This window comes from Marinobacter guineae (genome assembly GCF_002744735.1).
GTDB lineage: Bacteria > Pseudomonadota > Gammaproteobacteria > Pseudomonadales > Oleiphilaceae > Marinobacter > Marinobacter guineae.
On sequence record NZ_KZ319340.1, the window covers coordinates 491,261 to 502,108 of the forward strand.

Here is a 10,848-nt window from a genome sequence, read left to right on the forward strand (position 1 = left end):
GAAGGGAAACCTAACTAGCCGTTTTTACTAATAAACCTGCCAATCAGGTCCTTCAGACCACGGGACATGGCGCTGAGCCGGTCACTGCTCTGTTTCGCCGACACGGCCTGAGCGTCACTGTGATCGGCCAGCTCGGCAATATTGGTGATCTGGCGGTTTATTTCATCAGATACCTGACTTTGTTCCTCAAACGCTGCGGACATATTGATAAAGCTGTCTGAAATGGTCTGTATGGAAGTAACAATATCCCGCAGGGATCTCTCAGCTTCGCTGACCTTTTCCAGTCCACGGCCGGCCACGGCCTCACCATCGCGGGTTGCCTGAACCGCCGAGTCCACCTGCTGCCTGAAGTCGTCGATTACATCCTGGATATGGACCGTAGAGTCCCTCGTGCGACGGGCCAGAGAGCGCACTTCATCCGCCACCACGGCAAAGCCACGACCCTGCTCACCCGCACGGGCGGCTTCAATGGCCGCATTCAGCGCCAACAGGTTGGTCTGATCGGCAATCTCGGAAATCAGGTTGGCCGCCTCGCCAATACTCTTGGTGGACTCACCCAGCTTGCCGATGGTTGTACCGATTCCGTTGACGCGGGAAACCAGCTCTTCAATGGCAACCAGCGCTTCGGCACTGCGGTCACTGCCAACACCCGCCAGCCGATTGGCTTCCTCGGCCTCCCGGGCATTGCTGGTAACCGATTCGGCAACCTCCTGGATCGACGCCGTCATCTCGTTGATGGCCGAGGCGGTCTGGTCGGTTTCCGCCCGCTGCCGGGCAATAGCAGATGCCCCTTCACTGATATAGCCGTGAGATGCCCTCGCCTGTTCGTAGAGCAGCTCTGCCTGATCATCAATTCGCGCCAAAGCGGTACGAACCCGGGCCTCCTCACTGACCAGCAGCAGGGAGAGCTGTGAGAACAGTCCGCGCTCGTCGCTGTAGGTGCGGGCGACGATCGGATCACTGAAGGCATCCGGCCGGAGATCCAGCAATTTGCGTAGGCGGGCAGACAGAGAGCTGAACACCAGGCCGAATCCCAGGGCATGACCCGCAACAATGAGGCCCACCGCCAGCCACGGCTGGTTGACCTTCAGAGCCACCAGGCTGAGGACCAGCGACAGCAGGAACGGCCAGCCGGAACGAAGCATCGAGAGGGCGCGATTTCTGAACGAGGAGGACAAATTCCCAGCGGAGATCTTCCCGTAAAGCCGCTCGGCGCGGGCGATCTGATCCCGTGCCGGCTCAACCCGGACCGATTCATAGCCTACCATCTGACCGTTTTCGCGAATGGGAGTCACATAGGCACTGACCCAATAGTGGTCACCGTTTTTCGCCCGATTCTTGACCACCCCCATCCAGGCCTTGCCGGCCTTCAGATATTCCCACATATCCTTGAATACTGCCGGGGGCATGTCCGGATGGCGGATAATGTTATGGGCTTGGCCAATCAGCTCATCCCGGGAAAAGCCGCTGATTTCCACAAACTCGTCGTTGCAGTAGGTAAGCACCCCTTTCGGGTCCGTGGTGGTAATCAGCCGCCCGCCTTTACGCATTTTCACTTCACGCTGGGTTACCGGGAGATTCTTACGCATATAAAGGGACCTTCTGACTTCAGGGCTGACCACAGGGGCACAAACAGGGACGCAATGGTAACCCCGGATGAATATCATTGATATTCGTCAAAGGTTACCCTGCGTGTAGGAGTGTAACGGCAGAGATTCGGAGAACCTTAATCCGTGCAGAGACTTATGTCGAAACGGCGAGCCGCGCCCGTGGGTGGAAGCGGGCGTTTACCCAGAGGGAAAAGGCAATAACGCCACCGCCAAGGGCGAGGCGCAACAGGTCTGCATCGCGATTCCAGATCAGCAGGTTCACGATCAGCCCCGCAGGCACGAGCGCATTGTTCATGATGGCCAGCGTACCGGCATCCACAACACAGGCGCCGCGGTTCCACAGGAACAGGCCCATACCGGAAGCAGCGAGCCCCAGCCAGGCCAGAATACCCCACTGCACGGAAGTGGTTGGCAAACGGTCGGCATTGCCGAAAATCAGGAAGGATGGCAAGGCAATGACCAGCGCGCCAATGAAGAAATAGCCGAAGGTCCGGTAGGCCGGTATTCCTGTCGGGAAATGCTGCATCACGTGCTTATAGCCAACCTGGCCGGCAGCGAAGGTGAAGTTTGCCACCTGGAGCAGCAAAAAGCCGGTAATGAAGTCCTCACTCAATCCGTCATAGCGAATGATGCCAGCGCCCACCGTGGCAATGGCCGCCGCCAGCAGTGCCACCGGCGAGAAGCGGCGGAACAGGGCATCGTCAAGCAGGGTCACGTATAACGGAGTGAAGATAGTAAACAGCAACACTTCCGGCACGGTCAGGTAACTGAAGGAGCGATACAGGCACAGGTAGGTAATACCGAACTGCAACATCCCGGTGGCCAGAATGCCCAGCTTCAGACCGGAAGGCACACCCCGCCAGCGGGTAAATGGTAAAAACACCAAGGCACCAAGCAGCACACGGCTGAGCACCGCAAAGTCGCTGTCTACCTGCCCGGCCAGAAACTCGCCGATCAGGCTGAAGGAAAACGCCCACAGAACCGTAACAAAAACCAGAAGTCCCATCGCCACTGCCATCTGTTGTGAACAAGGCGCGTACTTTAACGGTTTTGGGAGAAACTTGCAGCGCCAGAGAGCAGGACAAACCCCGATGCGCCAATACAGGCCAATCGGGTAACATGCCCGGTCTGCGCTGAGCCACATATTTGCAATCCCGAACCAGGAACGACCGGACAAAACACCCTATGGATGAAATCCACCAGCCCTTACCGGAAGCCCGCAAGCCACTGGTCGCCCGAACACTGACAGAATGGCGAACCCTGGCCATTCTTGGCGGGCCAATCCTGATCGCCCAGGTTGCCCAGATGGCCAACGGCGTTATCGATACGGTCATGGCCGGGCACGCCAGTGCCGAAGACCTGGCCGCCGTGGGTATTGGCAGCAGCCTGTGGATGCCCCTGTTCCTGTTCTTCATGGGCATGCTCGGGGCTCTGCAACCCATTATTTCCGGCTACAACGGTGCCCGGGCGGTTGAGAAAATCATGCCAGCCACCTGGCAGGGCCTGTATCTGGCGGCGGTAGGTTCCGTCATCATGATCCTGCTGCTCACCCACGTGCACCCTGTGCTGGCAATGCTCAACCTGGAAGCCAACACGGCACGCATCACCCAGGGCTATCTGGACGCCTTTGCCTGGGGTGTCCCGGCATTACTGCTGATCACGGCACTTCGGGGGCTCACCGATGGCCTCGGCCATACCCGGGTCATCATGGCGTTTTCCATTCTCAGTACGTTGATCAACCTGCCCATGAACTACATCTTCATTTATGGCAAGCTCGGGCTGCCCGCCATGGGAGGTATCGGCTGCGGCTGGGCCACCTCGATTTCCAACGGGGTCGCGGCTATTGCGCTGCTGGTTTACCTCAACCGCAGCCGTGTGTACCGGCATTTCCATCTGATTTCAGACTGGGTGAAACCGGACCTGGCGGGCATTCGCTACATTCTGGGCATTGGCATTCCGATTGGCTTCACTATTTTTGTCGAGGCCAGCATGTTCGCAGTGATTGCCCTGTTCCTGGCCCCGCTCGGCCCGGTGGTGGTGGCGGGCCATCAGATTGCCCTGAACGTGGTGTCGCTATTGTTCATGCTGCCCTTGAGTATCGGCATGGCGCTGACATTGCGGGTCAGTTTTCTGATGGGCGCCCATGCTCCGGATACCGCACGCCTGATTGCCAGAAGTTCGCTGATTCTGGCGGCAGCAACGGCGCTGGTGTTCGCGGTTCTGCTGTTCGTATTTTCCCGGGAAATCTCCGCTCTTTATACCAGCGACAGGGAGGTGCAGGCGGTTACCGTAAGACTGCTGGTGTTCGCCGCAATCTTCCAGATCGCCGATGTCATTCAGGTGACCTGCATCAGCGCCTTGCGCGGCTACAAGGATACCCGCCTCCCGATGTTCATCATGCTGTTTTCATTCTGGGGCGTGGGCCTGCCCCTGGGCTACCTGCTGACTTTCACGAACTGGCTGGTACCGGCGATGGGGGCGGCTGGCTTCTGGGTAGGTCTCACCGGCGGACTGATATCTGCAAGTATCCTGCTCGGCTGGCGGCTGTTCCTCTACACGCCAGAGGGTGATCCGGCAGTGGCTGCGGCCAATTCCGGCGCCCGCTGATGGTCCGCAAAAACGATCCGGTCACGGCCGGTTTCCTTGGCCTCGTAGAGCGCGGCATCCGCCCGGGCCAGCCAGCTGTCGACACTCTCACCATGTTCAAGTAGCGCCACGCCAAATGAGGCGGTCACTGAACCACCGGGATGCTTCATATACTTGCGCAGCACCTGCTGAAGATTGTTCATCACCGCTTTCAGGCCGATGCCATCAACCCCCGGCAACAGCAGTACAAATTCCTCACCGCCAAAACGGAACAACTGGTCTGACTTTCGGGTGTTTTTCAGCAGCAGCTCAACCATCTCAATGAGCACGTCATCGCCGACACCATGGCCGTGCTCATCATTGATTTTCTTGAAATGATCGATATCCAGCAGCACCAGGGCATAAGGCAACCCTGTCCGCTCGGCATTTGCCGCCGCCAGATCCAGCTCCTGATCCATTGAGCGCCGGTTCTTGATGCCGGTCAGCGGATCTATCGTTGCCAGATGTTCCAGACGCTCCCGCTGGTCATGGTTCCTGTGTGCAAACACGTAAGCGCAGGCGCTGACCACGAAGGCTGTTGATGCGAAAGACCACATCTGGATCTCAGACCGAAAGGCGCCACCATGCACCATCAGGGCAACGACCGAAGCGACGTTCAGGAACACGGCTATGCGGGGATTGGCCAGGAAGAATGTCGTCACAAGGCACGGATAGAGCCAGAAAAGCCCGGGCTCGCCTACCACAGTACCAACCACCACCGCGCCGGTGCAGGCAATGAACGCAAGCACCAGACCGCTCCGGCGGGTATCTCCGGTTACCCAAGCGTAAACCAGCACTACCGTGATACCCAAAAGAATCGTCGTGTCGACCAGCCCTGCCAGCAGGTTACCCTGAAAATACCGCATCACCGCGAAGGGAGTAATGCCCAGGATCGCACTGACACCTAGCAAGGTAATAATCGACAATCTAAAGTCAGTCTTGAGGCGATGGAGCATGCAGAGTGATCGTCCGACAAAGTGGCATTCAGGATCCCAGAGTAGCTGAAGAATTTTGAATGGTCGCTATGGAACTACGATTTTTTACAATATTTAAATAGTTGGCTAAGTTTGGCCTTCCCGGTCCAAAAACTCCTGAAAAGCTTCATCCAAGTCGCCCTCATACTGTTCAAGAACCGCTCCAACATCGGAAGCAAGCACGTCCAGCAAGACAAAACTGTTTACCCCCGCATCTTCGTCCTGCCCCGCCTGTAAACGCTGGCTCATCGCACGATTCAGGATCCGGAGATCACGATAAATGCCCTGTAGGCCGTCCATGTTCCAGTCTGGCGTTTTTCCGTGCTGGCCTCTCAGATACTGGCCAACCAAAAACGTCCCGAACACCCGGGCGAGAGTTTCATCAGCACTGCTCAGTGGCAGGTGGTAACGAGCCATGGGCCGCAAAATGGCCGTCACCGGACAGCCGGAAAAGGGGCCAATCAACCCCAGCAGAGAGCTCATGGCGCGCTGAAGCGTTGTCTGGGCCTGGGTACGCCGGCCTCGGCTAACAACCGTAAGCTCAACAGGTTCGTGCGAGGCTAGCCGGGAAGTTTTCCTCGCCGGCTCCACGAGAGCGAGCGCATAAGGGCAGTATGTTTTCCCGGAGCCAGCGAGCGGGCAATGGCTGCACCGGTGGAAATCGAGGCGAGCCCAGTCCGGCCCGGTCTTCGGCAATTCCGGCACCAGGTCTTTGCCTTCCACATCAATGTGGTAGGCCCAGGTTGTACCGTCCTGGAACTGAAAATGATACTCAACCGTTGATTGATTCATTCTGAATAAACCTTATTTTATTGTTCTATGTCAGGCTGAACACCTCAAATCTGGTTGTTTTAACGCAACCACGCTCCAATAGCCAGCAGGTATTGCATAACTTAACTCCTTATCAAATATACAAATGTTAACGAGTCAAGAATTTCATAGTCGTTATACTTGAGCCAGATCAAAAACTATAAAAATTCATAGCGGATGAATTTAAATGACCCGCAGGCTTCGCGGCTAACCAATACAATCGAGACGAGGCAGGCATTGCCCATGTCCAAGGCAGCTATCCCGCAGTCAGAACAGGAAATGATGAACGCCCGGCTTGAGCAGGCCAGGCGGCAGCTACTGCAATCGGAAAAGCTGGCCGCCATCGGCCAGCTGGCGGCTGGCGTCGCCCACGAGATTAACAACCCGGTGGGTTATGTCTACTCCAACCTCCAGAGCCTCGAAAGTTATCTGACCGACCTGTTCCGGCTAACCGATGCGGTGGACTCCGCGGACTCCCTGGACAGTCTCAAGGCAATCAAACAGAACATTGATTACGAGTTTGTCCGGCATGATCTCAAGGACCTGCTGGCGGAATCCCGGGAAGGTATTGAGAGGGTAAAAACCATCATCTCGGCCATGAAGGATTTCTCCCACATTGAAGAGGAGGAATTCAAACCGGCTGATATCCAGCGGGGCATTGAAAGCACACTCAATGTTGTAAACAACGAACTCAAATACAAAGCGGAAGTAACCCGGGAGTTTGGCGATCTGCCGCCTGTGGAATGCATTATCTCCCAGATCAATCAGGTGGTTATGAACCTGCTGGTCAACGCTGCCCACGCCATTGATGATTTCGGTGAAATCCGTATACGGACTCGTGAAGCTGGCGACACGGTTATCATTGAAATTGAAGACACGGGGCGGGGCATCTCACAGGACAACATCAACCGCATCTTCGAGCCTTTCTTCACCACCAAACCCATAGGCAAAGGCACCGGCCTCGGCCTGTCGCTATCGTTTAACATCATTGAAAAGCATAACGGCCGTATTGACGTGGAGAGCGCCCTCGGCAAAGGCACCTGCTTCCGAATCGCGCTCCCGGCCAAACAGCCTCGGGCCCCTGAAGACAGTTGATCATGAGCGATTCTGTTTCCCAACCCGAGGCGACCAAAGAACCCCTTCCGACGAGCGCGAGACTGCTGCTGGTGGATGATGAGGAGAACATCCTGCGCAGCTTGAAAAGGGTCCTGCGCAAGGAGCCCTATGAGCTGACCACGGCCACCTCCGGCGACGAAGCGATCCAGTTGATGGAAGACCGGCGTTTTGATCTGGTCATCTCCGACGCCCGGATGCCGGGCATGGATGGACCCACCCTGCTGGCAACCATCAAGAAACGCTACCCCTGGTGTATCCGGATCCTGTTAACGGGGTATGCCGACATCAACTCGACAATTTCCGCCATCAATGATGGCCAGATTTACCGCTACATCAGCAAACCCTGGGACGATGATGAACTGCGCCTGGTTCTTCGACAGGCCCTGGCCTTTCAGCACTCGGAACGTCGCCGGCTGGCACTTGAAAAACTGACGCGCAAGCAGAACCGGGAACTTCAGGAGCTGAATGCAACCCTGGAACAGAAGGTCCGCACCCGCACTGAAGAACTCCGGGAAACCACGGATATGCTGGACCTGGCCTACCAGGAATTGCGCCAGAGCTATGTGACCACAACCGAGGTTTTTTCTTCCCTGATTGACAAGCGCCTGCCTGCCAATCGCCAGCCAAACGCCAAGGTGATCGCTCTGGTCAAAGCCTTTGCCGACTACCATGAGCTGGATGAGGAGCTGGCCCGCAATCTCGCCATGGCGGCCGCCCTCTACAATCTGGGCAAGCTCAGTTGGCCGGATGAGCTGTTTACCGCGCCCTCGGATCTGCTCAGCAAGGACCAGCGACTGGAATACATGAAGTATCCGGTAGCTGGCGAGCAACTGTTGATGGCTCTGGAGCCGTTGAAAGACACCGCGAAAATCATCCGCCACCACCAAGAAAAGTGGAACGGCTACGGCGTTCCTGACCGGCTGGAAGGCAAGGACATTCCCCTTGGCGCGCGCATTCTTCGGCTGGCGGTAGACTTCATTGAACTTCAGTTCGGCCTGATTCTGGAACGCAGAGTACCGAGAGATAACGCCATCAAGCTGATCAAGCGCTACCGGGAACGGTTGTACGACCCGGAAATCGCCGACCAGTTTCTGGAAATGGTGATCGAAGTCGCGCCGGATATCGACCATGAAGACCCGGACGTTCTGGTACTGGACACCCTGCGCCTCGAACCGGGCATGGTACTGGCCCGCAATCTGTATGCCGCCTCTGGCATGCTGCTACTGAATGAAGGCAAGGCACTGACATCAATTCTGATCGACAAGCTCGCAGCCTTTGAAAAAGGCGAACCGGATGGGCACCGCTACACCTTGTATGTACACCGCCCTGAAGAGGCAACGGAGACAAACCCATGATAAAAATCCAGTTGGTGGACGATGAGCCCAACATCCTCAGTTCCCTGCGGCGACTGCTGAAACCCCAGGGCTGGGAAGTGCACACGTATGACAACGTGGAATCTGCCCTGGGTGGGCTGCTTGAACACAACTACGCCGTTATTGTTTCGGATTACCAGATGCCCACAGCAGACGGCGTAACTTATCTGCAATTTGCCAAGCAACGCCAGCCTGATGCCATGCGTCTGGTTTTGAGTGCCCACGGCGACCGGACCTCCATGATCAAGGCCATCAACCAGGCCGAGGTTTACCGTTACCTGTCAAAGCCCTGGAATGACTACGAAGTGGTTGCGACCATCAAGTCGGCTATCGACCTGTACCAGTTGAAGGTGGAAAACCGGCAATTGCAGAACGAGGTGGACACACAGAAAGCCATGCTCAGGGCCCGGGAGCAGGAACTGCTGAGACTCGAAGCTGAAAACCCCGGCATTACCAGGGTTCAGCGAGATGCCGACGGATCGGTGTTGATTTCCAACAACGACTGAAAAAGTTAACGCCAATGCCTGATTTCCAAGCAGACGATAACAAGCTGACGCTGAAGGTTGTGTTTTACGGCCCCGCCCTCAGCGGCAAGACCACCAACCTCATGCAGCTTCATTCCCTGCTGAATCCGGAGCGGAAGGGGGAGTTGATGGTGCTTGAAACCCGGGACGACCGCACCCTGTTCTTCGACATGCTGCCCATCGGCTTGCGCGGCAATTCGGGTCTTGATCTGCGCTTGAAGCTTTATACCGTTCCCGGCCAGGTGCAGCATGACAGCACCCGCAAGGCAGTGCTTTCAAGGGCCGATGGCGTGGTATTCGTGGCCGATTCCCAGCCCTCACAGCAGGACAACAACGCGACAGCGTTCGGAAACCTTGAGGAAAACCTTGAGAAAGTGGGCCTCGACATCGATACCCTGCCCATGGTCGTTCAGTTCAACAAACGCGACATTCCCGGCGTTGTCGATGAACAGGAGCTGCAACATCGCTGGGCCTCCACACCATGGGCACCGCTCGTGATGGCGTCAGCGCTTCAGGGCAGAGGGGTTATCGAGAGTTTCCGGACACTCCTTGACCGCCTGTACACAGTCATCAACGAAGAGTTTACCCTGGAGCAGCAACACGGTATAAGCCGGCACATTTTCATCGATGGCCTCAGTGCCAGTCATGAGGCTGAGCATGCGAAGCTTTGAGGATGACCCCACCCTGCAGGAACTGCTCAGTGCAGACCAGCTCCAACGACTGAACCGGGCCCTCAGCGGCCTGTGCAAGGAGCCGGTCACCCTCAGCGAACACAAGGCCGGTGATTCGGTCCCCGTGGAGTTCAACCTGGAGAGGGTCGGCTGGTTATCTGGCGGCGGTTCCCGGGACGAACAGCTGGCAGCGGCAGAGCTGGTGTCGTTTCTGATGATGTTTGTCGCCAAATACCGGCTCGCCGCCAACCTGCATCACGACACAACCGAAGCAAGCTACGCTGAGCTCCAGCGCCAGAACGAGGCGCTGAAGGCGTCCGAAACCCGTTTCCGGGAACTGTCCGGGAAGCTTCAGCAGACGGTGGACGAACAGGTTGACGTGATTCGGCAAACCCAGCAGGAGCTGTTCGAGAGTGCCCGGCTTAGGTCAGTCGGCCAACTGGCGGCTGGCGTCGCCCACGAAATCAATAACCCCATCGGGTTTATCAGCAGCAACCTGCGAGTGGCGCGGGATTACGTGGAAGACCTGAAGGAGATCGCTCCCGACACGCCTGCCAACCGGGATCTGCTCCAGGACTTCCAGGAACTGCTCACCGAATCCATAGACGGGACCAGCCGGATTGCCAGTATTGTGGCTGACCTGAAAACCTTTTCCAGCATTGACCAGGCAGACTACTCCCTATGCAACGTCAATGATCTGTTGCAAAGTGCCGTCCACCTGGTCCAGACGGAGTACAGTCACAGCCTGCAGATCATTGAGCGGCTGAACGAACTTCCGCAGGTTTCCGGGCATCCTTCCCGGCTGTCCCAGACCTTTTTCAATCTCCTGGACAATGCCGCCCAGGCGCTCAGGGATGAGGCAGCGGACGATGCCAGCGGACGCATTCTGGTGCAGTCACAGGTGCAGGGAGACACCGTCCGGATCGTTATCCAGGACAACGGTTGCGGCATACCCGAGGCAAGCCGCGCCCGGATTTTTGACGCATTTTTTACCACGCGGCCCGTTGGATCCGGCACTGGACTCGGGCTCACCGTGGCCCGAGATACTGTTCGAGCCCACAACGGCAACGTGACGATCGACAGCCACCCGAGGACAGGCACCCGAGTGACACTCACCCTGCCGGTAAAAGGCTCTTAGGGACCCA

At 57.0% G+C, this 10,848-nt stretch carries 10 protein-coding genes; 6 read left to right on the top strand and 4 right to left on the bottom strand.

Annotated features, from left to right (window positions below):
* Positions 1 to 14 precede the first annotated feature (14 nt).
* Together CLH62_RS10320 and CLH62_RS10325 are read right to left on the bottom strand one after the other, a co-directional pair.
* On the bottom strand, positions 15 to 1,589 hold the full coding sequence (locus CLH62_RS10320) for a methyl-accepting chemotaxis protein (protein ID WP_099618075.1): 1,575 nt from the start codon (positions 1,587 to 1,589) through the stop codon (positions 15 to 17).
* A 154-nt stretch (positions 1,590 to 1,743) separates the two neighbouring features.
* A complete protein-coding gene (locus CLH62_RS10325) occupies positions 1,744 to 2,616 on the bottom strand; it encodes a DMT family transporter (protein WP_099618076.1) in 873 nt (290 codons plus the stop codon).
* A 179-nt stretch (positions 2,617 to 2,795) separates the two neighbouring features.
* Here CLH62_RS10325 and CLH62_RS10330 point away from each other — a divergent pair, with 179 nt between their 5' ends.
* On the top strand, positions 2,796 to 4,217 hold the full coding sequence (locus CLH62_RS10330) for an MATE family efflux transporter (RefSeq protein ID WP_099618077.1): 1,422 nt from the start codon (positions 2,796 to 2,798) through the stop codon (positions 4,215 to 4,217).
* Here the strand turns inward: CLH62_RS10330 and CLH62_RS10335 are convergent.
* A complete protein-coding gene (locus tag CLH62_RS10335; protein WP_099618078.1) occupies positions 4,163 to 5,191 on the bottom strand; it encodes a GGDEF domain-containing protein in 1,029 nt (342 codons plus the stop codon). The two genes, CLH62_RS10330 and CLH62_RS10335, sit on opposite strands and share 55 nt — an antisense overlap.
* Positions 5,192 to 5,296: 105 nt before the next feature.
* Positions 5,297 to 6,001, bottom strand: a complete 705-nt coding sequence (locus CLH62_RS10340) for a DUF6901 family protein (RefSeq protein ID WP_211285728.1) — start codon at positions 5,999 to 6,001, stop codon at positions 5,297 to 5,299.
* A gap of 261 nt (positions 6,002 to 6,262) precedes the next feature.
* On the opposite strand from CLH62_RS10340, the gene CLH62_RS10345 reads away from it, so the two are divergent.
* Genes CLH62_RS10345 through CLH62_RS10365 form a run of 5 tightly spaced genes read left to right on the top strand, consistent with a single transcriptional unit; the run spans position 6,263 to position 10,841 of the window.
* Entirely contained in the window at positions 6,263 to 7,114 is an 852-nt protein-coding gene (locus CLH62_RS10345; RefSeq protein ID WP_228152823.1) for an ATP-binding protein, read from the top strand.
* Between the two features lie 2 nt (positions 7,115 to 7,116).
* On the top strand, positions 7,117 to 8,490 hold the full coding sequence (locus CLH62_RS10350; RefSeq protein ID WP_099618080.1) for a response regulator c-di-GMP phosphodiesterase, NosR family: 1,374 nt from the start codon (positions 7,117 to 7,119) through the stop codon (positions 8,488 to 8,490).
* On the top strand, positions 8,487 to 9,014 hold the full coding sequence (locus tag CLH62_RS10355) for a response regulator (protein ID WP_099618081.1): 528 nt from the start codon (positions 8,487 to 8,489) through the stop codon (positions 9,012 to 9,014). The genes CLH62_RS10350 and CLH62_RS10355 overlap by 4 nt, the downstream gene beginning before the upstream one ends.
* 14 nt (positions 9,015 to 9,028) lie before the next feature.
* Positions 9,029 to 9,703, top strand: coding sequence for a GTP-binding protein (locus CLH62_RS10360; protein WP_099618082.1), 675 nt, complete (start codon positions 9,029 to 9,031; stop codon positions 9,701 to 9,703).
* A complete protein-coding gene (locus CLH62_RS10365) occupies positions 9,690 to 10,841 on the top strand; it encodes a sensor histidine kinase (RefSeq protein WP_099618083.1) in 1,152 nt (383 codons plus the stop codon). The genes CLH62_RS10360 and CLH62_RS10365 overlap by 14 nt, the downstream gene beginning before the upstream one ends.
* The last annotated feature ends 7 nt before the right edge of the window (positions 10,842 to 10,848 follow it).

Bases quoted from the DNA above. Each gene is read 5' to 3' on its own strand.
- CLH62_RS10320 (WP_099618075.1), bottom strand. From the start codon at position 1,589: ATGCGTAAGAATCTCCCGGTAACCCAGCGTGAAGTGAAAATGCGTAAA.
- CLH62_RS10325 (WP_099618076.1), bottom strand. From the start codon at position 2,616: ATGGGACTTCTGGTTTTTGTTACGGTTCTGTGGGCGTTTTCCTTCAGC.
- CLH62_RS10330 (WP_099618077.1), top strand. From the start codon at position 2,796: ATGGATGAAATCCACCAGCCCTTACCGGAAGCCCGCAAGCCACTGGTC.
- CLH62_RS10335 (WP_099618078.1), bottom strand. From the start codon at position 5,191: ATGCTCCATCGCCTCAAGACTGACTTTAGATTGTCGATTATTACCTTG.
- CLH62_RS10340 (WP_211285728.1), bottom strand. From the start codon at position 6,001: ATGAATCAATCAACGGTTGAGTATCATTTTCAGTTCCAGGACGGTACA.
- CLH62_RS10345 (WP_228152823.1), top strand. From the start codon at position 6,263: ATGTCCAAGGCAGCTATCCCGCAGTCAGAACAGGAAATGATGAACGCC.
- CLH62_RS10350 (WP_099618080.1), top strand. From the start codon at position 7,117: ATGAGCGATTCTGTTTCCCAACCCGAGGCGACCAAAGAACCCCTTCCG.
- CLH62_RS10355 (WP_099618081.1), top strand. From the start codon at position 8,487: ATGATAAAAATCCAGTTGGTGGACGATGAGCCCAACATCCTCAGTTCC.
- CLH62_RS10360 (WP_099618082.1), top strand. From the start codon at position 9,029: ATGCCTGATTTCCAAGCAGACGATAACAAGCTGACGCTGAAGGTTGTG.
- CLH62_RS10365 (WP_099618083.1), top strand. From the start codon at position 9,690: ATGCGAAGCTTTGAGGATGACCCCACCCTGCAGGAACTGCTCAGTGCA.